Source organism: Snodgrassella sp. W8132 (assembly GCF_016100865.1).
Taxonomy (GTDB): domain Bacteria; phylum Pseudomonadota; class Gammaproteobacteria; order Burkholderiales; family Neisseriaceae; genus Snodgrassella; species Snodgrassella alvi.
The window spans coordinates 240,897-261,887 of the sequence record NZ_JACFRQ010000001.1 but is presented as its reverse complement, the minus strand read 5'-3'; the positions used below and the strand labels follow the sequence as shown (position 1 = coordinate 261,887).

Below are 20,991 nucleotides of genomic sequence, written 5' to 3'. Positions count from 1 at the left end.
AGTAACAGTCTTTTGCTGTCACGGCAATAATTGTGCCAGCCGTTCAACAATAGCCGCGGCCGTATCCGCTTTACTCATTTGCGGCAAAGCCATTTCCTGCTCGTCATCAAGTAAAATTACCTGATTGGTCGTTTTACCCATAGCCTGACTCACATCATTGGCTACCAGTAACGGTACACCTTTTTTCAGCCGTTTAACACGCGCATGTTCCAGAACATGCTCACTTTCTGCAGCAAAGCCGACACAGAAAGGAGCATCCGGCCGGCTGGCTACGGTTGCCAGTATATCGGCATTTTCAGTCAGTTCGATTACAGGAACAGCCTGCCCCGGCTGTTTTTTCAGTTTTTGCACACTGCGGTTTTTTACTTTGTAATCAGCCACTGCTGCTACAGAAATAAACACATCCTGCTGTGGCAATAAACGCTCGACTGCATTCAGCATAGAATCTGCGCTGACAGCCTGTTCAGAATAAGCCAGCCCTGCTGCCATTGAGGTATTAATCTGTCCGTATACCAAAGATACACTTGCTCCGGCCGCACGACAGGCACGCGCCAGAGCCATACCCATCTGTCCGCTGGAAATATTGGTAATACCGCGTACCGGATCAATGGCTTCAAAGGTTGCCCCTGTCGTAATCAGTACCCGTTTACCAGCCAGCACCGGCAGTGTCCAGACATCTGCCAGCAATTCCGCCAGTTCAGCCGCTTCCAGCATGCGTCCGCTGCCAGTTTCGCCGCAGGCCTGCTCACCAACTGCCGGTCCGAGTATTTTTATCTGATCCTGACGTAATAAAGCCAGATTGCGCTGATTAGCCGGATTATTCCACATCTGTACATTCATTGCCGGCGCAACAGCCAGCGGACAGGTACGGGCTGCTATCAGAGTTGTCAGCAGATTATCAGCCATTCCGTGCGCAATTTTCGCCAGCGTATTGGCAGAAGCCGGCGCAATCAGCATCACATCTGCCTGACGACTCAGATTGATATGAGCCATCCCGTTGCCGCCGGCAGCATCATGGGTATCCAGCAATACCGGTTCTCCGCTCAGTGCCTGAAAAGTAGTGGGACTGACAAAATCAGTAGCTGCCTGTGTCATCACAACATTAACCTGATGTCCTGCTTTTTTAAGCAGCCGCACCAGTTCACAACATTTATATGCGGCAATACCACCACAAATACCCAGCAACACCTTTTTCTTCATTACTTTTACATCCATCGTCATGACCGGCCGTAAACAGATATCTACCGAATTTTCATTTAACCCAGTCAGAAAAAAAATAAAACAAACTATTTGATTATAAGGAAAATTTTTTGCATAATCCATTTATACTCATATTCACATTTTATAATTGAAATCAGTACAATCTCATTATCAGATACAACCGCTGAGTAGATCAGGTTTAAATGAATATAGCAGCCAATAATTACATGATACACTAGGCAATATTCAGCCTGCCAGACAGCATGTTCTCTGTCAGACCGTACTTTAGCTCAATCCTAACAAAATTTTATTCAATTTAAAAAGTACCGCTAAATCCCTGTTTACATACAAAGTTATACTCTAAGTGGAGAATTTAAACGTATTAACACTTAAATTTCATTGCCCCATACTAAATGCTTGCATACAATGCGTCCCCTAAAGCAGGAGCAGAATCGTTTTTGCACCGTTCTTTAAACATTACAGTAAACATCCATATGCCGAGCATTGGCTGGAACGATTTTTCTGGAGTAACCTTTAATTATGAGCGAAAACGCAACCACCAGACCCGGTGCCGATCCAGCACATTACTTACAGATTAAAGACATCGTCAAAACCTATGGCGATAATTACGCTGTAGACCATATTAATCTGACCATCAAAAAAAACGAAATATTCGCCTTGCTCGGCAGCTCCGGCAGCGGTAAATCGACTTTATTACGCATGCTTGCCGGTATGGAAACACCAACTCAGGGACAGATTATCCTTGATGGTGAAGATATTACTAAATTACAACCCTACGACCGCCCTATCAATATGATGTTTCAGAGCTATGCCCTGTTTCCGCATATGACGGTCGAACAAAACATCGCTTTCGGACTAAAGCAGGACAAACTGCCCAAAGATGAAATCAGTGCGCGGGTGGAAGAAATGCTGCGTCTGGTACAAATGAGCAAATACGCCAAACGCAAACCACACCAGCTTTCCGGTGGTCAGCAGCAACGCGTTGCGCTGGCACGCAGTCTGGCAAAACGCCCTAAATTGCTGTTACTGGATGAGCCTCTGGGTGCTTTGGACAAAAAACTGCGTCAGCAAACCCAGCTTGAACTGGTGAATACTCTCGAAAAAGTAGGTGCTACCTGTATTATGGTTACCCATGATCAGGAAGAAGCCATGACAATGGCTTCACGTATTGCCATCATGTCGGACGGACAGTTGCAACAGGTTGGCACACCTTCTGATATTTACGACTATCCGAATAGCCGCTTTACAGCTGAATTCATGGGCGAAACCAATATTCTGGAAGGCAAAGTGACTGAAGACGGTGCCGACCATACCATTATTCACTGCCCAGAAATGCAGCAACTGGTTTATCTTGGTCACGGTATCAGCGGACCGGAAGATCAGAAAATCTGGCTGTCTATTCGTCCTGAAGATATCAACATCTATCGCGAGCAACCTCAGCAGGAATATAACTGGTCAGCCGGAATTGTCAAAGAAATTGCTTATCTGGGCAGTTTTGGTATTTTTCATATCCAGCTGCCTTCCGGCAAAATTATTAAAAGTCAGGTGTTATCCTCATACTGGGAACAATACAACATTCCGATGCCCACCTGGGAAGAAAAAGTTTACATCAGCTGGCCGGATAATCAGGCCAGCCCTCTGACCCATTAATTGGCGCGGGAGCTTAAACATGAACTGGTTTAACCGCCTCAAAGGCTTACGCCCGACACAGGGACTGGTTGTCGGCATTCCTTATATCTGGCTGCTGGTACTTTTCCTTATCCCGTTTTTTATCGTACTTAAAATCAGCTTTGCCGAACAGGATATTGCTATCCCGCCCTATACTCCGCTGTATCATGTAGATGCTGAAATGGGACGGGTAAATATTCTGGTCAGCTACCAGAATTATGCCGATATTTTCAATGATTTCTGGCATTCTCTCGGACAAATGTTTATTGGCAATCTAGGCGATAATATTTACCTGCTGACTTACTGGTTATCTATTAAAACCGCTTTCACTACGACACTTATCTGTTTGCTGGCAGGTTATCCGATAGCCTATGCTATCGCCCGGGCACCGGAAAAAATCCGTAACGGTCTGCTGCTTACCATTATGCTGCCTTTCTGGACATCATTTCTGCTGCGTGTATATGCATGGATGAGCCTGCTCGGCCATAACGGTATTATTAATACTTATCTGATCAAATGGGGACTCATCAACAACCCGATGAATATGCTATACAACTCATTCTCACTGAATCTGGTTATGGTATATACCTATCTGCCCTTTATGATTCTGCCTCTGTATACTCAGCTGGTAAAACTGGACAACCGCCTGCTGGAAGCCGCTGCCGATCTCGGTGCCGGTCCTATTAAAGCGTTTGTTTCCATTACTCTGCCACTATCCAAAGCCGGGATTATCTCCGGTTCGATGCTGGTCTTTATTCCGGCAGTTGGTGAGTTTGTGATACCCGAACTGATAGGCGGACCAAAAAATCTGATGATTGGTAAAGTACTGTGGCAGGCTTTCTTCGATCAGAATAACTGGCCGCTGGCGTCAGCAGTTGCTGTTATTATGGTGCTGTTACTGGTGATTCCGATTACCTTGTTCCATCGTTATGAAAACCGGGAAATTGAAGAAGGAGCCAGCCATGCATAAAAACATATCATCCTGGTTTCTCAGAGTAATGCTGTTTCTGGGGCTGGCATTTCTGTATATACCCTTGGTTGTCCTGATTATCTACTCATTCAACAATTCGCGACTGGTCACTGTCTGGGGAGGTTTTTCCACTCAGTGGTACAGTAAATTATTACAGAATGAACAGATACTTGATGCTGCGTGGCTTTCAGTACGCATTGCTCTGTGCTCGGCGGCAGCCGCAGTCATTCTGGGAACACTTGCCGGCTATGCACTAGCCCGCATCAAACGTTTCCGTGGTAATACCTTGTTTGCCGGTATGGTTTCTGCACCAATGGTTATGCCGGACATCATTACCGGTTTGTCCATGCTGCTGTTAATTATTCAGGTACAGATATTGCTGCAAAACAGTGTTTTTAGCTTTCTGTATTTTGAACGCGGCTTTTTTACTATCTGGCTTGGTCATACCACCCTGTGTATGGCCTATGTAACTGTTATTATCCGCTCACGTTTGTCTGAGCTTAATCAGTCACTGGAAGAAGCAGCCAAGGATCTTGGTGCGAGGCCATTAAAGGTATTTTTTCTGATTACACTGCCTTCAATTGCTCCGGCTATTGCATCCGGCTTTCTGCTGTCCATTACGCTGTCGCTGGATGATTTAGTCATTACATCATTCCTGTCCGGTCCGGGTTCTTCCACTTTACCAATGATTATATTTTCAAAAATCAAACTGGGGCTGGATCCGCAAATGAATGTACTGGCCACCATCATCATTGCACTGGTAGGTACATTGGTTATAGGTATTAATTACTTCATGATGCGGCAAAATACCCGACGTGAACGGGAAATGGCAGAAGCCTATCGACAGAGCCAGTTACTTGAGGCTAACAAATAAAAATGCATACATGGCAGCTATCTGATTTCGGTTAGCTGCCAATTTTTCATCTTCCTAATCAGTTTAATCATGTAACTATGTCTACCCACATACCGCCTGATACAGAACGCATTGACAGCTACTATACAGCCAGCTGTAATGACCACAGCCACTATCCAAGTTTAACAGGTACTGTTGAAGTTGAAACCTGCATCATTGGTGGCGGACTGAGCGGAATCGGTACTGCATTGCCATTGGCACAACAGCAGCATAGTGTAGCACTTATAGAAGCCGCCCGAATCGGTTATGGCGCCTCCGGCCGTAACGGCGGTCAGGTCATTTATGGTTACGCTGCAGAAATGAGCAATATGGCCGGCATGATCGGACTGAAAAATGCACAAACACTCTGGCAGTGGAGCCGTGAAGCTGTCACTCTGATTGAACAACAGATTCAAACCTACCAAATCAGCTGTGACTGGCAACGCGGTTACGCTCATGCAGCCATCCGACCACGCCAGCTGCGTACCTTAACTGAATGGGTGAAAGAAGCTGCCGAACACTATCATTTTCATGATTATGAAGTATGGAATTCCAATCAGCTGCAACAGCAACTGGCCAGTGAACGCTATACCGGCGCGATTTTTGACCATCAGGCCGGACATTTACATCCACTAAACTACTTACTTGGACTGGCTCGTGCAGCTGCCCGTGCCGGAGCATTACTGTTTGAACATTCCCCTATGCTTTCACTGGAAACATGGCAGCACGGATACCGGATTACCACACCAAACGGGAATATCATTGCCAAAAACCTCGTGATTGCTGTCAATGCCTTTACCCGCAGCCTCCGGCAGACACCTATTAAAGCGCTCGAAGCCAAAATCCTGCCAGTAGGTACGTACATGATTGCCACCCAGCCGCTTGGGGAACGTGCTCAGCAACTCATCAAAAATAACATGGCAGTATGTGATACCCGTTTTGTACTTGATTATTATCGCCTGAGTGCAGACAAACGCCTGTTATTCGGAGGTAAAGTCAATTATTCCGGTCGTGAACCCGGCCGGCAGCAACTCATTCAGAGTATGCGCCGTGATATGCTTAAAGTATTTCCACAGCTGGCTGATGCAGAAATTGATTATGCCTGGGGTGGTCTGGTTGATATCAGCATGAACCGCCTGCCCCATTTCGGGCGTCTTAACCCGCAACTCTATTTTTTACAAGGATTTTCAGGACATGGCGTGGCTGCTGCCGGTATGGGCGGGCAGATTATTGCTGAGGCAATCAGCGGCGATGACAGCCGCCTGTGCATGTTTGAAAAAATTATACATCACAACTTTCCCGGTGGCAGTTTACTGCGCCTTCCCATACAATGGGTAGGAACAGGTTATTACCGTCTAAAAGATTTATTACCTTAATTTTAAGAGTTATAAACTTAACTATAGTACAATCAATACCCGTTTTTGAATTCAAGCAACAGGCTTCATGACCGCTTCCGACTCTTCTGCCTTTTATCAGCATGCATTACAACAGTGCCTGCTCATACAAACCGGCCTGATGCAAAGCCATATACTGACTAACGGCGAAAAAGTATGGGTACGGCAAGCTGGTGCACGCAATAGTGCCTGGCGCTATCACTTATTAAAAATAGCTCAGAAAATAAGTGGTATTCACATGCTGCAACCTGTACCCAATTTGGGCGGAATACCTGCACTGCAAACCGAAGCATCCCGTCTGCGGGCTCTGGCCTCAGCAGGAGTGCGGGTTCCTGCCATTCTGGCGCAACAACCGGATGCACTGATGATTAGTCATATTGGCGATCACAATCTGGAAAAAGAATGGAAACACTGTAAGCATCAGCCTGAACTTCTGTTGCAACGCTGGCAGCTTGGTCTTAACGCCATCGAAGATGTACATAAACGCAAGCAATACCTGAGTGAAACTTTTGCGCGCAATATGATTTACATTAATCAGGACAGCATAGGCTTTATCGATTTCGAAGATGATCCTTTATCCGCGATGACATTAACGCAATGCCATTCCCGCGACTGGCTATGCTATCTGCACTCAGGTGCACGTTTAATGCAGGAATTCGGCGTAACTGTTCCGGCTAAAGAATTATGGCATAGCGTACTGCATAATCAACCTGATGAAGTAAGCAGTATTGTCAACAAAAGCTTACATAAAATCCGCTGGATGCGTCATCTAAAGGCTAAATTTTATGGTAAAGACACACTTAAGCTTGCCGCGATGGCCGGATACGCCTGAAATAAGCCCGGCTAACGCACAATCATGATCGATATTGCAAACTCAGGTATATAAAATAATTTTTCTCATCAAGCAAAAAAGCTGTAGCAACAATAACATGCTACAGCTTTTTTAAGCATTAACTGAATTCAGCTTGCAGCCCGCTGACAATGCATCACCATTTTCTGCAACATCCATGGTTCCAATAACTGAATATGCTTGTGCTCAACTTTTATCCAGCCTTCATGCTGAAATTTAGACAAAGTACGGCTTACTGTTTCCAGCTTTAGCCCCAGATAGCTGCCAATTTCTTCACGTGACATACGCAGAATAAAATCATTTGCAGCAAAACCACGAAAACTCAGACGATGAGATAAATTCACCAGAAACGCAGCCAGACGCTCTTCTGCACGCATATTACCCAGCATCAGCATCAGCTCCTGAGTACGCAGAATTTCCTGACTCATCAGACGATAAAAATGTATTTGTAATGAAGGCAAAATATTACCGGCATCTTCCATATTAGTGAATGGTAGCTCACATACCTCACTATCTTCCAGAGCTACTGCATCACAGCCATGAACATTATGACAAATACCGTCCAGCCCCAATAACTCACCTGACATAAAAAAACCAGTTACCTGATCTCGTCCGTCCCGGCTATTAACCATGGTTTTAAAAAAACCGGTTCGTATGGCAAATATTGCATCAAACGGTTCACCGGCACGAAACAGATACTCCCCTTTTTTTAAACGACGACTCTGACGAATAATCGCTCCTAAATCGGTTAGTTCCCGCTCTTTAAGCATTACCGGCATACAGAGAATATGCAAAGAACATTTTTCGCATAATTTCTGTACTATTTCACCCTGTTTATACAATCTAATCATAATATATTTAATAATTACTGATTACACTTTGCCCAGAACATCATATAACAAACATATTGATATAAATCAATTTTTTAAAAACTATCCAATATAGTATTGTTATAGACAAAGTGAATTGAATTTCCTTCAGACCCTGATTTAATAAAAAAATTGGCTTATTATGTTTTCACTGCTTTACTTTACTGCCGGATGTATTCTACCATAAATAGTTATCACTCCTATCTATTTCACCAGATCAACACAAGAATAACCATCATTATCCAATGAACACACCACGCATCAACATAGAATTCGACCGTACCCTTATTGCTTCCTTACCGTCTTCCGGCCCGCGTTATACTTCCTACCCTACAGCAGACCGTTTTAATACTTCATTCACCGCAACTCAGTTACAAACTGCTTTACAGCAAAATATTGGTGACAAACCAGTCTCCCTGTACGTACATGTGCCTTTCTGTAATACCATCTGTTACTATTGCGGCTGTAATAAAATTATTACCAAAGATACCAGCCGTGCCGATATATATATCCGGTATCTGGATAAAGAACTGGCACTGCTGGCACAAAACTGGCAGGGTAAACCGCTACTGGCACAATTACATTTCGGCGGAGGTACACCAACCTTTCTGAATGATGACCAGCTCAGTCACATCTTTGCCAGTATCAGTCGCTACTTTACCCTGTCAGAGCAGGGTGAATATTCGATTGAAATCGATCCGCGTAAAGTAACAGCTGAAACTGTAGCTCATCTGGGCAGACTCGGTTTTAACCGGATGAGCGTCGGTATTCAGGATTTCAATCCGGCGGTACAACAGGCCGTTAACCGCATCCAGAGCGAAGCTGAAACCCGGACAGTTATTGAGGCAGCCAGAGCTAATGGTTTTCACTCTGTCAGTGTCGACTTAATCTATGGCTTACCGCACCAGACTGAAGCCTCTATGCGCTGCACACTGGATCACGTACTGACTCTGCAGCCGGATCGCATTGCCATGTATCACTATGCACATCTGCCACATCTGTTCAAACCACAGCGGCGTATTGACACATCAGCCGTACCCGACAGCAGTGTTAAACTGGATATTCTGCAAAATACCGTTCAATATCTGTTACAGCAGGGCTATATCTTCATCGGCATGGATCATTTTGCCAAACCTGATGACGAACTGGCCATTGCCTTATCTGAAGGCCGTCTGCAACGCAATTTTCAGGGTTACTCAACCCATGCAGACTGTGACTTAATCGCCATCGGCGTATCCAGCATCGGCAAAATCAACAATATCTACAGCCAGAATGAAAAAGAACTGTCTGCCTACTATCAGGCTCTGGATGAAAACCGCCTGCCGGTTATGCGCGGCTACCAGCTTAATGCAGACGACTTACTGCGCCGGCGTGTAATTCAGGATTTAATGTGCCGCTTCCAGCTTAATTACACTGATTATAGCCATGCCATGCAGCAACCTTTTCAAACATACTTTGCTGCTGAGCAGACTGATTTACAGCATCTGCAACAGCTTGGCTTGCTCAATCTTAGTGATCAGAATTTACAGGTTACACCCAAAGGGAGGCTGCTGATTCGCAATATCGCCATGGTATTTGACTACTATTTGCGCCAGAAGCGCACCGAAGCCCAGTATTCGCGTACATTATAATAATCAAACCGCAACAGTTACCATCGTTTTATCAGCAAGATAAATAACGTTGCCAAAATTAATAAATACTGCAACTGTCCGCCATCGCCATTTACTTAACTGCAAACCAATTTTACTGTTTTAAAATTAAACCAGTTCCCACGGTAAATTACGCCGTTTATGAACTGGTTTTAACTTTTTCTCATTACGCAATTGCTGAGCAGTCCAACGTAAATCATATTGCCAGGTATAAAGCATACTTCCGGATGTTTTCAACTCCTGCTCATATTTATTTACTGACATCCTTAGCCAGCCAGCTCCGCCTAAGTACTTCAGTGCTTCAATCACTCTCTGGTAACCACTGATTAATCCTCCTTATAATTATTCTGGTCATTTATGTCTGAACGATATATAAATTACTCAGTAACCTGAAAAAAGAACAGTCTGGCATCATTGAAATGTTTACTACACCTGATAAGCTGAATCAGTTTTTACATTACGCAAGCACTAGTACACTGCCTACTATACTTAATCAGCGCCAGGATGCATTACAGCATCTGCCCGTTAATTTTCGCTGCGCTGCGGTACTAATACCTGTTGACTGGAATCATGGTAACGCGCAAATCTGGCTTACTCAGCGCAGTCAGCAGCTACGCCAGCACCGCGGGCAAATCGCTTTTCCCGGTGGGAAACTGGAAAATAATGAAAGCAGCATCAGTGCAGCATTTCGCGAAAGCGAAGAAGAAACCGGACTGATTCGTAATCAGTGGCAGCTGGTCGGAACCTTACCTCAATGCTATCTGCCCAGCGGTTTCAAAGTTGTTCCTGTTCTGGCCTGGACCAATTCATCTCTGCACTGGCAGCTCAACTCGTCAGAAGTTAGCGAAATATTCCCTATACCCTTATCTGTTGTTCTGGATAGCGGGCTATACCAGCATAGTATTACTCAATATCAGCAACTTAAGCTTAAGGTATATCATTTACATTATCAGAACCGGCATATCTGGGGAGCTACTGCATGCATGCTATTACACCTGGCTCAATGCTATCAGGTATGGAGCAGGCAAAACCATCAACACTAATCCAGTAAATCAATACGTACTATTTCTCCGCATAACTGTCTTACCTGCTCCAGACAATTTGCCGGTTTCAGGGCCTGAAAAGCATAAGTAAGCTGTGCCTGAAAACTTCCGGCAGCTATTTCTTCGCCATCTCCAGCCACACCACTGGGCATATCAAGCGCCACCTTAAACACATCTGCCTGAGAGACTACGGCAAAACAACGTTCAATAGCCTGAGGTAACTCACCATGGAAACCAGTACCATAAACAGCATCCACAACCAGATGCACAGACGGCAGCACAGTATGCAATTGCGAAACATCAATACAATCTACAGTAACCGGCAGACATTTCCGGTTGGCTTCTGCAAGAGCTGATAATTGCTGTCCCTGTAAAAACAAAATCGTTACCGGCCAGCCATGTAAAGACAATACTCGGGCCAGTACCAGCCCGTCGCCTGCATTATTCCCTTTACCACACAGTATCAGTGTATGCTGCGGGGAACGAAACCGACATAATAAATCCTTGGCTGCACGGCTTCCTGCATGTTCCATCATTCGGGCATAACTCAAACCTTTTCGATTCTGTGTATCCTCCCATGCTTTCATCTGTGCCACAGTCCAGACCGGTGTATTCATATCTTGTCCTTTAGCAGGAAAAACAGATTATTATCACAATTGGGTATTCCGGCGTTCAATCTGTACACCCACTTCCTTAATACCAGCAAGAATACCCGGCTTCACCACTTTCACCCGAACCCATAACGCCCCGTAACGGTTCAATATAAACTGCGCCACATACTCTGCCAGTGCTTCCAGTAACAAAAATTCCTGTTCAGCAAGTACCTCACGCAAATCATCAGCCACTCTGGCATAGTGAATCGTATCGTCAATATTATCGCTTTGCGCTGCCTGCTGAAAATCTGTACCAATATCCACATCCAGCAACAGTGTTTGCTGTTGTTGCCGCTCCCACTGATATACCCCAATCAGCGTCTGCGCAGTCATACCGTGTAAAAAGATAGTATCCATGTCCAACCTACTGAGCTAAAATGCAAACCCTCAGATTGTAGACTAAAGAAACCGCTTTATGGTCAATTACCTTGCAATTATCGGTGCCTATTTACTGGGCTCTCTGTCTTTTGCCGTTATTGTTTCACGCTGTATGGGTATGCCCGACCCGCACAGCTATGGTTCCGGCAATCCCGGTGCTACCAATGTTTTGCGTACAGGCAAAAAAAGTGCCGCTGCTCTTACACTGCTAGGCGATGCACTCAAAGGCTGGCTGGCCGTCTGGCTGGCAAAACATTATCAGACGGTCTGGCAACTGGACAGCAATACCATTGCCATAATTGCCGTAGTGGTTCTCATTGGCCACATGTGGCCGGTATTTTTCAAATTTAAAGGTGGTAAAGGCGTAGCTACTGCACTGGGTGTACTCCTGGCTTTATCATGGCCTACTGCACTTATTTGTGCAGCAGTATGGCTGATTATGGCCTTTGGTTTCAAAGTATCTTCACTGGCCGCATTAATAGCTACTCTGATCAGCCCGTTTGCTGCCTGGTGGTTTATGCCTCAGTTAAGCTGGGTAATTGCTGTTATAGTGATTGATATACTGGTTCTTTACCGGCATAAAAGCAATATCAAAAATCTGTTCAGCGGTCGTGAAGGTAAAATCGGCGAAACTAAATAATAAATTAACATAGCGGCCATAAATAAAAAAAGACAGTTTTCTCAACTGTCTTTTTCTTTATTTCAGGCGTATTACTTCAAATTTTGTTTTTGCTGCTTACGATTGCGCCTGCGCTGACGAATTTCAGCAATTTTACGTTTAAAAAACTGGATACGCTGACGCTTTTTCCACCAGTAATAGACTAGTGCCAGTGCACCAACGCCAATCACAACATACACAACTGCCTGGAACTGATGCACCTTATGCATCAGCCAGTCAATATTTTCCGCACCATATTCACCCAGATACACCCACACGGGTACTGAAATCATTGCAGCCAAACCATCCATCAGCAAAAATTTCAGTATAGAAACTTTCCCGCTGATACCGGCGGTAATATAAATCGGGGTACGCAAACCGGGCAGAAAACGGGCAATAAATAATACCCAGCTACCATATTTGTCAAATTTATCCTGTACCTGAGCATAGCGCCTGGGCGTCATTACCCGCTGAACAAAACGAAATTTCAGAATACGATGCCCAAATACGCGTCCGGCACTAAACATCATACCATCACCTACCAGAACACCGGCCATACCTACCATAAACATGGTATGAATATGCGCATGTCCCAGTCCGGCAATAACACCACCGGCAACCAGCGTTACATCTTCCGGTATCGGCACACCAAAGCCGCAGGCAACCAATACCAGAAATACCGCTGCATAGCCATACTCAGTAAAAAAAGCTTCCAGCAATGCAAACATAAAATGCCCGTTCTTTTTTATTCCTGTCAGACAGATTTATTCTGCCAAACCTGTCTTAATTGCATTGGCAATTTTTTCAGCTGCCTGACGCGCAACTTCAGTCTGACGAGCTTCTACCATAACCCGCACCACCGGCTCTGTTCCTGACGGGCGAAGTACCACACGTCCATTATCTCCGAGCTGTTTCATCACCTCATCAGCTACCGGCGCCGCAATACTCTGCCAGTCCTGATCAGGCTCAATATGAACATTAATCATAGTTTGCGGAAAAGGCTGCCAGTCAGTAAGTATACTGGCTAAATCCTGCTGTAAAACCTGTAAGGCTGCAAAGACCTGTAAAGCTGCAATAATTCCATCACCGGTATTATGCTTATCCAGACAAACTATATGACCGGAAGCTTCTCCCCCCAGTGACCACTGATGCTGATGCAGCTGTTCCAGAACATAACGGTCGCCTACTTTAGCGCGGACAAAATCAATGCCCAGCCGCTTAAACGCCAGCTCCATAGCAAGATTGGTCATAACCGTCCCCACTACACCGCCATCCAGACAACCTGCTGCAGCACGAGCTTTGGCAATTACATAAATCAGCGCATCCCCATCATAGACTTTGCCGAATTTATCTACCATCATCAGCCTGTCGCCGTCACCGTCCAGCGCAATACCATAATCGGCTTCATTCTGTAATACTGCTGCCTGTAGTGACTTAGTATATGTTGCCCCGATTTTCTGATTGATATTATAACCATCCGGCTGATCGCCGATGCAGACCACATCTGCACCCAGCTCATGAAATACCTTAGGAGCCACAGCATAGGCCGCACCATTTGCCGTATCTACTACCAGCTTCAAACCGCGCAAATTCAAATGATTCGGAAAAGTAGATTTACAAAACTCAATATAACGGTCAACAGCACCATTTATGCGCCGTGCACGACCAAGCTCGCTGGAGGGGACAGTTTTTACCGGCTTTTCCAGCTCTGCTTCAATTTCCAGCTCCAGAATATCACTTAACTTGACTCCGCCCTCTGCAAAAAATTTAATACCATTATCATGATAAGCATTATGTGAAGCAGATATCATCACCCCGCAATCCAAACGCAGTGCACGAGTTAAATAAGCCACACCCGGTGTAGGTAATGGTCCGGTAAGCAGTACATTTACCCCTGCTGCTGTAAAGCCGGCTTCCATTGCTGCTTCCAGCATATAACCGGAAATTCTTGTATCTTTACCAATCAGCACAGTAGGCTGATGATCAGTTCCATGTTGTACCAGTACATGTCCGGCAGCATACGCTAATTTCAGTACAAATTCGGGGGTTACCGGAAACTTACCAACTTCACCACGCACCCCGTCAGTACCAAAATATTTTTTTGCCATCACCTGCTCCGACCGATTAATTCAAGACTATTATTGTAGAACAGGCATAGCTGTTCAGTCAGTAAATAAAATGTTATTTGAAAACTATCCGGTTCACAATAAATCTGAACCCGATTAAACTCTACTCAGATTACATAATAAAAACGCAGCCCGCGTCTGCTGACAATCTGCAACCTATCTTGTTAAATACTTCCGCCCAAGGCCGCCCATACCTGTAAACCCTGACGTGTTTCACGTACATCATGTACCCGTATAATTGCTGCACCACGTGCCACTGCTGCTACTGCAGCCACCACACTTCCGGCAACCCGTTGTCTTGGTTCAGTTTCATCAGTCAGTAAACCAATCATCGTTTTACGTGATACCCCAATTAGTGCCGGACAACCGGCGGCCGCATGCCAGTCTGCAAAATGCTGCATTAATGCGATATTATGCTGAAGACTCTTACCAAAACCAAAACCCGGATCTATTGTCAGACGCAAACGGTCAATCCCAGCCTGTTCACACACAGATACCCGTTGCTGCAAATACTGACCAACTTCAGTAACCACATCCTGATATTCAGGATTATGCTGCATATTTTCCGGCTGTCCCTGCATATGCATCAGACACACACCAATATTCTGCTGCTGCGCTAGTAAATCCACTGCACCGGCATCTTCCAGTGCCTGAATATCATTTATTCCGTCAACCAGTTGCTGCTCAAGTAACTGACGCATTACCCATGTGCGGCGTGTATCAACAGTTAATGGTACATTCCAGGTAACCAACTCTGTTAATACCGGCTCAATACGCTTCCACTCATCCTGAGGTGAAACAAAATCAGATCCGGGACGGGAGCTCTCTCCGCCAATATCCAGAATATCCGCCCCATCCTTTAATAACTGTTCCGCATGCTTTAATGCCAGAGTCAGAGAAGTACTGTAACTTCCGCCATCTGAAAATGAATCCGGCGTTAAATTGACGATTCCCATAATTTTCGGCTGAGCCAAATCAATTTGAAAACGCCCGCACTGCCAGTAATTTTGACTAGAATTATCCATACTTAAATCATAATCTCTTAACATTTATCAAATAATCATACAGTCTGTATTTGTGGTTAAACCAATAATACTAGCAATAAATTCTGCTCAGCCAGATAAAGTTATTTCTCTTCGCATCTCAATTTTTTTATCCGCAAAGTACAAATTCAGACTCACTGAAAATAACAAAAATATAAAATCTATTAAAAAATCATTGTAAATCAAAGAATATTAAAATAAACAAAGATATATATTGAACTACAACCAGAATTGCTGTCAGAACTAAGACAGAATACCTTGATGTAAAATAAATTGATAAATCTCAAGATTTAAATATCCTGTCATTATCTGAGTTATATAAATAACCCAGACTCCAATATAACCATCATAATTGCTCTGATTTGACATTTATAACTGATAATAATGGAGAAATATTCAATTTATAAATTCACCTATTTTAAAGCCAGCCAGATTAATAAATGAAAGAATATTTGTCTCATGGGAAATATTGATTTACTACTTTCATGAATTGAACCGTTTAGCTGAATTTTTAACACCAGCTTTTGCCAGTATTTTATCATTTACATAATACAGAATCTTCCTGACTTAAATTACCATGCTTTTCAACAATTCATATGAACCAAAATAGCATATACCTATATACCAGAATAACTATTTTCAGTATTACTATATTATATTTTGTGCCTCTTATTTTCAGATAAAACATAGAAAAAACGGCAGCTATTGCTGCCGTTAAAAATCATATAACTACATCAATTAGTCCTGTGATTTCTGTTCAGGTGCAGATGCTTTAGATTCAGTATGATCTGCATCCTCAGCCACAGCATCAGCTTTAATTTCGGATTGAGTTGCTCCATCCGCTTTAGCACCTGTTTCGGTTTCAGCTACCGCATCAGTCTTAGCTTCAGTTTCAGTCTCAGCTAACGGCTGCTCAGTATCGCCATCCTTAACTATATTTTCACTGAAATCTTTTGGCGGACTAGGCTGCTTACCGGCCATAATTTCCAGCACCTGATCACGGTCAATGGTTTCCCATTCAATCAGAGCCTTAGCCATGGTATGCATCTTATCGCGATTCTCATCCAGAATTTTATAGGCAATTTCATACTGCTCATCAAGGATACGACGTACTTCAGCATCTACTTCCTGCATGGTTTTTTCAGAAATATTTTTCGATTGCGTTACAGAGCGCCCGAGAAACACTTCATTTTCATTTTCACCATATACTACAGGTCCCATTTTTTTGGACATACCATAACGGGTTACCATATCACGCGCAATCTGAGTAGCACGTTCAAAGTCATTAGAAGCACCAGTAGACACACGACCAATAAACAACTGTTCAGCTATTCGACCACCAAACAGAATTGAAATCTCATTAAGCATCTGATCTTCATACATACTGATGCGGTCACGTTCCGGCAGCTGCCAGGTCAGACCAAGTGCACGCCCGCGGGGCATAATCGTTACTTTATGTACCGGATCTGTAAAATCCAGTGTCTCAGCAACAACAGCGTGACCTGATTCATGATAAGCAGTGGCTTTTTTCTCATCCTCATGCATAACCATGGAGCGACGTTCAGGACCCATGTAAATCTTATCTTTAGCATCTTCAAAGTCACTCATGTCTACTTTGGTCTTATTCCGACGACCTGCAAACAGAGCAGCCTCATTTACCAGATTGGCTAAATCAGCGCCGGAAAAACCCGGAGTACCACGTGCCAGCACAGGTAAATCCACTGATTTATCCAGAGGCACTTTAGCAGCATGTACTTTCAGAATCTGTTCACGTCCGCGGATATCCGGTAACGGTACCACTACCTGACGGTCAAAACGGCCTGGTCGCATCAGAGCAGGATCAAGCACATCCGGACGGTTTGTTGCCGCAATCACAATAACTGTTGTATTGCTTTCAAAACCATCCATCTCCACAAGCAACTGATTCAGTGTTTGCTCACGTTCATCATTACCGCCACCCAAACCGGCACCACGCTGGCGGCCTACCGCATCAATTTCATCGATAAAAATCAGACAGGGAGCATTCTTTTTTGCCTGCTCAAACATATCGCGAACACGCGATGCACCCACACCCACAAACATCTCTACAAAATCAGAACCGGAAATACTGAAAAACGGCACCTGAGCTTCGCCGGCAATTGCTTTAGCCAGTAATGTTTTACCTGTACCCGGTCTGCCACACATCAGAATACCGCGCGGTACGCGCCCGCCAAGCGTCTGATAACGCTGTGGTGCCCGCAGATAATCCACAATTTCCTGCACTTCTTCCTTAGCCTCATCACAACCAGCTACATCAGCAAAGGTTGTTTTATTAGACTCTTTATCCAGTAATCGGGCACGGCTTTTACCAAAAGAAAAGGCACCACCCTTGCCTCCGCCGCCTTGTGTGGAGCGCATGAAATAAAAAAATACACCAATCAGCAACAGTATAGGTAATATGCTGATAAACATATTAGTCAAAATACCCGGTTTTTCTTCCGGAATCACATTAACCCGAATATTTTTCGCTATCAGATTACTAACAAAATTATTTTCCAGCGGTGTCGGTGCGTTGGTAATGAAAGAAGATTTATCATGACGCTGGCCCTTCAGCTGCAGACCATTAATCACCGAACCTTCAATATTTACACTGGCAATCTCACCCTTGTTAACCTGCTGAATAAACTGAGAGTATTCAATTTGCTGTTTACTCTCTTTTTTCTCAGTAATGGCATTGAATGCGGCCATTAATACTAACGCCAGCACCAGCCAGACCAAAAGATTCTTTACGGTATTCCGCACTGTCAGAAACTCCTAAGGAGGTTAATTAATTGTTGTTCAGAATAGTTAATATAGCCAATATCTTCACATGGCATTGGCTATAACTACTATTTTTTACCGCGACCAAGCAAATAAATTTCGCTCGAGCGGTCACGGGATGCTTTCGGCTTGCGAACCATTACCTGAGCAAAACAATCCTTCATAGCCTGCTGAAACTCTTGCAGACCTGCTCCCTGAAACACCTTCACCAGAAAATCACCACCCGGTTTGAGATGTGCCTGAGCAAACTCCAGACCCAATTCTGCCAGATAAAAACTGCGTGCCTGATCAGTAATGTTATTGCCAGACATATTGGGTGCCATATCACAAATTACAAGATCCAGTTCACAACCATCCAGCAAAGTTTCAAACTTTGCCAGCACGTCATTCTCGCGAAAATCACCCTGAATAAAACGTACACCCGTCACTGGTTCCATAGGCAGAATATCCAGTGCAAATACCTGTCCTGCCGCACCAGCTAGCCTGGCCGCAACCTGCGACCAGCTACCCGGAGCACTGCCAAGGTCAGCCACTACCGCACCCGGTCGTATCAGATGATCCTTATCATTGATTTCCAGCAACTTATAGGCTGCGCGTGCACGGTAGCCTTCTTTCTGAGCCAGATGAACATAATGATCGTTAACATGCTCGTTGAGCCATGCACTGGAAGATTTAGAGCGAACACCCATGATGCAAATTCTTGAAAAAATCACCACATTGTATCGTGAAATTGATGCAGAATACAGCATTTCCCCTTATATAAAAGATAAATTCATCAGCATAAATAATTTTATCCACCGGCTATACTCAGCAATTAATCAGACCTGTTCCTCAGGTTTTATTCCAAATCTTTTTTTGTAGTGTAAATTACTCATCTGAATAGATTGACATAGTGAAACACCAGCGCACATATCTGATAAATTGTTTCATTAGCTGCACCAGAATAAAAGCCATAAGAGCGCTCAGCAGCAGATAACCGGGGATTTCAATTCTGGTACTCAATGGCATAATAGTATCGGACGTAGCAACATATGTTGCCCATGTATTTCTATCATCATCCAGGTCAATAGTTTCAATCTCAATCAATTGAAGATGTGGCTCCTCTTTAAGTACCTTATAACTGAAGGAATAATTACCATCTGATGATTTATCCTGCCCACTGGGAAATTTGGCCAGAAATGACGTATTTTCCGGTTTAAAATCTTTATTAGTACTATAATTTACCTGAGTAAAAGTGCCATCAGGCCTAAATACCGCAACTTCAAAAGGAAAATGAGATTGGTTTTTGATACTGCTCTTAGCGTACAGATGCGACACTAAAGGCAGACAAACCATGCACAACCCAAACCCTACAGCTAATCTGAAAATAAAGGTATCCAGAACTCTCAGTATGCCGAGACACAAAATCTGCGAAAATTTCATAATTATTATGATCTAATGGAAAAATACTAAATTTCTCTAACTAATCGGAATAAAATAAATATTACCAACAATAAACAAATATCACAGAAATTAAATATACCTGAATGTTTTATAAATTACTATTTTAATTAAAATAAGAAATACCTTATTAATATACTGATTTTGAATTTTTATTTTCAATACAAATATACAAGACCTCTCAACTATAAAAAATCGTCTGTCTCATTTAAAATAGCTCAACTCTGAATCTAACTTGAATAACAGGCTAATCAGATCGTAATCAATCCGGAAAGTAAAATGGCAACAGATAAATTAAACAGTAAAGAAAAAATGGCATTAAAAGCTCGTGCACATCAATTACATGCAGTAGTACTGATTGGTCAGCACGGACTGACTACTGAAGTAATCACCGAAACCAATCGTAATCTTGATGCACATGAACTGATTAAAGTACAGGTAGCAGGTGACGATCGTGCAGCGCGTATAGCCATTGCAGAAGAACTATGTAAAGCTACTCATGCCGAATTAATTCAGCATATTGGCAAACAACTAATATTATTCCGCCGCAAAGAGAATCCGGCAGAATAAATAAAAGCGATTCATTACATGAATCGCTTTTATTTTATCCGGCTAGTTTCTGTAAAACAGTAAACAATTTTTTAAATGCAGATAAATTAAATATAAAACACTTCAAGAATTTCATATTCGCGAATACCGCCCGGTGCCTGAACTTCTGCCACATCACCCTCTTCTTTACCAATCAGAGCACGTGCTATAGGTGAACCGACATAAATTTTAGCCTGTTTAATATCTGCCTCATCTTCACCCACAATCTGGTAACTCACTACTTCTTCGGTTTCCAGATCCTGCATTTTCACTGTAGCACCAAAAACCACCTTACCATCAGCATTGGTTTCTTTTGGATCAATAATATGCGCCAGGGAAAGCTTGTGCTCAATTTCAGCAATCCTGCCTTCAATAAAGCCCTGTTTTTCTTTAGCAGCTTCATATTCTGCATTTTCCGACAGATCGCCATGCGAACGTGCTTCAGCAATTGCTTCAATCACAGCCGGCCGAGCTACACTTTTAAGCTCTTGTAGCTCTTGTTTCAGCAAATTAGCACCAATTACGGTCAACGGAATTTTTTGCATCATATTTCTCCAAGATACCGCTGCAGAATGCATCAACGGTATTTCGTATTAATAACAAAAAGCAAGCCGCCCGATTTTGGCGGCTTGCGCTGTTCCATAGGTGCTATTTTAGCAGACCGGTATAAAATAGCAACGTTTATAACGACTATTTCATAGAATAATCAGCTAATTTAATTTGCCATAATATTCATCATCAATACTGCGG

The 20,991-nt window shown here is 43.6% G+C and carries 21 protein-coding genes; 9 read left to right on the top strand and 12 right to left on the bottom strand.

The window, feature by feature from the left end; genetic code table 11:
• Positions 1-18: 18 nt before the first annotated feature.
• Complete coding sequence (coaBC, locus tag H3U82_RS01225; protein WP_232336088.1) at positions 19-1,215, bottom strand: bifunctional phosphopantothenoylcysteine decarboxylase/phosphopantothenate--cysteine ligase CoaBC; 1,197 nt, start codon at positions 1,213-1,215, stop codon at positions 19-21.
• A 525-nt stretch (positions 1,216-1,740) separates the two neighbouring features.
• Between coaBC and H3U82_RS01220 the strand changes: the two genes are divergently transcribed.
• From H3U82_RS01220 to H3U82_RS01200, 5 genes are all read left to right on the top strand, one after another.
• On the top strand, positions 1,741-2,871 hold the full coding sequence (locus H3U82_RS01220) for an ABC transporter ATP-binding protein (protein WP_084552045.1): 1,131 nt from the start codon (positions 1,741-1,743) through the stop codon (positions 2,869-2,871).
• A gap of 19 nt (positions 2,872-2,890) precedes the next feature.
• The gene (locus tag H3U82_RS01215; RefSeq protein ID WP_078475665.1) at positions 2,891-3,859 is read left to right on the top strand and encodes an ABC transporter permease subunit; all 969 of its coding nucleotides are present in this window, start codon (positions 2,891-2,893) and stop codon (positions 3,857-3,859) included.
• Positions 3,852-4,733, top strand: a complete 882-nt coding sequence (locus tag H3U82_RS01210; protein ID WP_025331195.1) for an ABC transporter permease subunit — start codon at positions 3,852-3,854, stop codon at positions 4,731-4,733. Before H3U82_RS01215 ends, H3U82_RS01210 begins: the two co-directional genes overlap by 8 nt.
• Positions 4,734-4,810: 77 nt before the next feature.
• Positions 4,811-6,127: an FAD-binding oxidoreductase gene (locus H3U82_RS01205; protein ID WP_198208789.1), complete on the top strand. Its 1,317-nt coding sequence runs from the start codon at positions 4,811-4,813 to the stop codon at positions 6,125-6,127.
• Between the two features lie 67 nt (positions 6,128-6,194).
• Positions 6,195-6,977 carry a hypothetical protein gene (locus H3U82_RS01200; protein ID WP_025331197.1) on the top strand — a complete coding sequence of 261 codons (783 nt, stop codon included), beginning with the start codon at positions 6,195-6,197 and terminating at the stop codon, positions 6,975-6,977.
• A 128-nt stretch (positions 6,978-7,105) separates the two neighbouring features.
• Here H3U82_RS01200 and fnr read toward each other — a convergent pair whose 3' ends face one another.
• A complete protein-coding gene (gene fnr / locus H3U82_RS01195; protein ID WP_025331198.1) occupies positions 7,106-7,846 on the bottom strand; it encodes a fumarate/nitrate reduction transcriptional regulator Fnr in 741 nt (246 codons plus the stop codon).
• A gap of 263 nt (positions 7,847-8,109) precedes the next feature.
• Between fnr and hemN the strand changes: the two genes are divergently transcribed.
• On the top strand, positions 8,110-9,495 hold the full coding sequence (gene hemN, locus H3U82_RS01190) for an oxygen-independent coproporphyrinogen III oxidase (protein ID WP_025331199.1): 1,386 nt from the start codon (positions 8,110-8,112) through the stop codon (positions 9,493-9,495).
• Positions 9,496-9,621: 126 nt separating this feature from the next.
• Here the strand turns inward: hemN and H3U82_RS01185 are convergent, their stop codons facing one another.
• Positions 9,622-9,777 (bottom strand): hypothetical protein, encoded by a 156-nt coding sequence (locus H3U82_RS01185; protein ID WP_198208787.1) that lies wholly within the window; start codon positions 9,775-9,777, stop codon positions 9,622-9,624.
• A gap of 155 nt (positions 9,778-9,932) precedes the next feature.
• On the opposite strand from H3U82_RS01185, the gene H3U82_RS01180 reads away from it, so the two are divergent.
• Entirely contained in the window at positions 9,933-10,556 is a 624-nt protein-coding gene (locus tag H3U82_RS01180; RefSeq protein WP_198208785.1) for a CoA pyrophosphatase, read from the top strand.
• Here the strand turns inward: H3U82_RS01180 and H3U82_RS01175 are convergent.
• Together H3U82_RS01175 and folB are read right to left on the bottom strand one after the other, a co-directional pair.
• The gene (locus H3U82_RS01175) at positions 10,553-11,173 is read right to left on the bottom strand and encodes an NAD(P)H-hydrate epimerase (protein WP_198208784.1); all 621 of its coding nucleotides are present in this window, start codon (positions 11,171-11,173) and stop codon (positions 10,553-10,555) included. The genes H3U82_RS01180 and H3U82_RS01175 overlap by 4 nt on opposite strands.
• A gap of 33 nt (positions 11,174-11,206) precedes the next feature.
• Entirely contained in the window at positions 11,207-11,566 is a 360-nt protein-coding gene (folB, locus tag H3U82_RS01170; protein WP_198208783.1) for a dihydroneopterin aldolase, read from the bottom strand.
• A gap of 58 nt (positions 11,567-11,624) precedes the next feature.
• Between folB and plsY the strand changes: the two genes are divergently transcribed.
• Entirely contained in the window at positions 11,625-12,227 is a 603-nt protein-coding gene (plsY, locus tag H3U82_RS01165) for a glycerol-3-phosphate 1-O-acyltransferase PlsY (protein ID WP_078475673.1), read from the top strand.
• A 71-nt stretch (positions 12,228-12,298) separates the two neighbouring features.
• Here the strand turns inward: plsY and H3U82_RS01160 are convergent, their stop codons facing one another.
• From H3U82_RS01160 to H3U82_RS01135, 6 genes are all read right to left on the bottom strand, one after another.
• Positions 12,299-12,973: a DedA family protein gene (locus H3U82_RS01160; protein ID WP_198208782.1), complete on the bottom strand. Its 675-nt coding sequence runs from the start codon at positions 12,971-12,973 to the stop codon at positions 12,299-12,301.
• A gap of 36 nt (positions 12,974-13,009) precedes the next feature.
• Positions 13,010-14,353, bottom strand: coding sequence for a phosphoglucosamine mutase (gene glmM, locus H3U82_RS01155; RefSeq protein ID WP_198208781.1), 1,344 nt, complete (start codon positions 14,351-14,353; stop codon positions 13,010-13,012).
• A 182-nt stretch (positions 14,354-14,535) separates the two neighbouring features.
• Positions 14,536-15,396: a dihydropteroate synthase gene (folP, locus tag H3U82_RS01150; protein ID WP_078475790.1), complete on the bottom strand. Its 861-nt coding sequence runs from the start codon at positions 15,394-15,396 to the stop codon at positions 14,536-14,538.
• Positions 15,397-16,152: 756 nt separating this feature from the next.
• Positions 16,153-18,195: an ATP-dependent zinc metalloprotease FtsH gene (ftsH, locus tag H3U82_RS01145; protein ID WP_041880462.1), complete on the bottom strand. Its 2,043-nt coding sequence runs from the start codon at positions 18,193-18,195 to the stop codon at positions 16,153-16,155.
• 86 nt (positions 18,196-18,281) lie between these two features.
• Positions 18,282-18,902 carry an RlmE family RNA methyltransferase gene (locus tag H3U82_RS01140; protein ID WP_041880460.1) on the bottom strand — a complete coding sequence of 207 codons (621 nt, stop codon included), beginning with the start codon at positions 18,900-18,902 and terminating at the stop codon, positions 18,282-18,284.
• Positions 18,903-19,080: 178 nt separating this feature from the next.
• Positions 19,081-19,635 carry a hypothetical protein gene (locus H3U82_RS01135; protein ID WP_174833839.1) on the bottom strand — a complete coding sequence of 185 codons (555 nt, stop codon included), beginning with the start codon at positions 19,633-19,635 and terminating at the stop codon, positions 19,081-19,083.
• A 297-nt stretch (positions 19,636-19,932) separates the two neighbouring features.
• Here H3U82_RS01135 and yhbY point away from each other — a divergent pair, with 297 nt between their 5' ends.
• A complete protein-coding gene (yhbY, locus tag H3U82_RS01130; RefSeq protein WP_041881436.1) occupies positions 19,933-20,223 on the top strand; it encodes a ribosome assembly RNA-binding protein YhbY in 291 nt (96 codons plus the stop codon).
• A gap of 86 nt (positions 20,224-20,309) precedes the next feature.
• Here yhbY and greA read toward each other — a convergent pair whose 3' ends face one another.
• Positions 20,310-20,786: a transcription elongation factor GreA gene (gene greA, locus H3U82_RS01125; protein ID WP_025331212.1), complete on the bottom strand. Its 477-nt coding sequence runs from the start codon at positions 20,784-20,786 to the stop codon at positions 20,310-20,312.
• Positions 20,787-20,991: the final 205 nt, after the last annotated feature.

Excerpts from the sequence above, each read along its gene's own strand:
- hemN (WP_025331199.1), top strand. The coding sequence starts at position 8,110 with ATGAACACACCACGCATCAACATAGAATTCGACCGTACCCTTATTGCT.
- H3U82_RS01160 (WP_198208782.1), bottom strand. The coding sequence starts at position 12,973 with ATGTTTGCATTGCTGGAAGCTTTTTTTACTGAGTATGGCTATGCAGCG.
- H3U82_RS01210 (WP_025331195.1), top strand. The coding sequence starts at position 3,852 with ATGCATAAAAACATATCATCCTGGTTTCTCAGAGTAATGCTGTTTCTG.
- H3U82_RS01185 (WP_198208787.1), bottom strand. The coding sequence starts at position 9,777 with ATGTCAGTAAATAAATATGAGCAGGAGTTGAAAACATCCGGAAGTATG.
- H3U82_RS01180 (WP_198208785.1), top strand. The coding sequence starts at position 9,933 with ATGTTTACTACACCTGATAAGCTGAATCAGTTTTTACATTACGCAAGC.
- glmM (WP_198208781.1), bottom strand. The coding sequence starts at position 14,353 with ATGGCAAAAAAATATTTTGGTACTGACGGGGTGCGTGGTGAAGTTGGT.
- H3U82_RS01200 (WP_025331197.1), top strand. The coding sequence starts at position 6,195 with ATGACCGCTTCCGACTCTTCTGCCTTTTATCAGCATGCATTACAACAG.
- greA (WP_025331212.1), bottom strand. The coding sequence starts at position 20,786 with ATGCAAAAAATTCCGTTGACCGTAATTGGTGCTAATTTGCTGAAACAA.
- yhbY (WP_041881436.1), top strand. The coding sequence starts at position 19,933 with ATGGCAACAGATAAATTAAACAGTAAAGAAAAAATGGCATTAAAAGCT.
- H3U82_RS01140 (WP_041880460.1), bottom strand. The coding sequence starts at position 18,902 with ATGGGTGTTCGCTCTAAATCTTCCAGTGCATGGCTCAACGAGCATGTT.
- H3U82_RS01220 (WP_084552045.1), top strand. The coding sequence starts at position 1,741 with ATGAGCGAAAACGCAACCACCAGACCCGGTGCCGATCCAGCACATTAC.
- plsY (WP_078475673.1), top strand. The coding sequence starts at position 11,625 with ATGGTCAATTACCTTGCAATTATCGGTGCCTATTTACTGGGCTCTCTG.
- folP (WP_078475790.1), bottom strand. The coding sequence starts at position 15,396 with ATGGATAATTCTAGTCAAAATTACTGGCAGTGCGGGCGTTTTCAAATT.
- H3U82_RS01135 (WP_174833839.1), bottom strand. The coding sequence starts at position 19,635 with ATGAAATTTTCGCAGATTTTGTGTCTCGGCATACTGAGAGTTCTGGAT.
- H3U82_RS01175 (WP_198208784.1), bottom strand. The coding sequence starts at position 11,173 with ATGAATACACCGGTCTGGACTGTGGCACAGATGAAAGCATGGGAGGAT.
- folB (WP_198208783.1), bottom strand. The coding sequence starts at position 11,566 with ATGGATACTATCTTTTTACACGGTATGACTGCGCAGACGCTGATTGGG.
- fnr (WP_025331198.1), bottom strand. The coding sequence starts at position 7,846 with ATGATTAGATTGTATAAACAGGGTGAAATAGTACAGAAATTATGCGAA.
- H3U82_RS01215 (WP_078475665.1), top strand. The coding sequence starts at position 2,891 with ATGAACTGGTTTAACCGCCTCAAAGGCTTACGCCCGACACAGGGACTG.
- H3U82_RS01205 (WP_198208789.1), top strand. The coding sequence starts at position 4,811 with ATGTCTACCCACATACCGCCTGATACAGAACGCATTGACAGCTACTAT.
- coaBC (WP_232336088.1), bottom strand. The coding sequence starts at position 1,215 with ATGGATGTAAAAGTAATGAAGAAAAAGGTGTTGCTGGGTATTTGTGGT.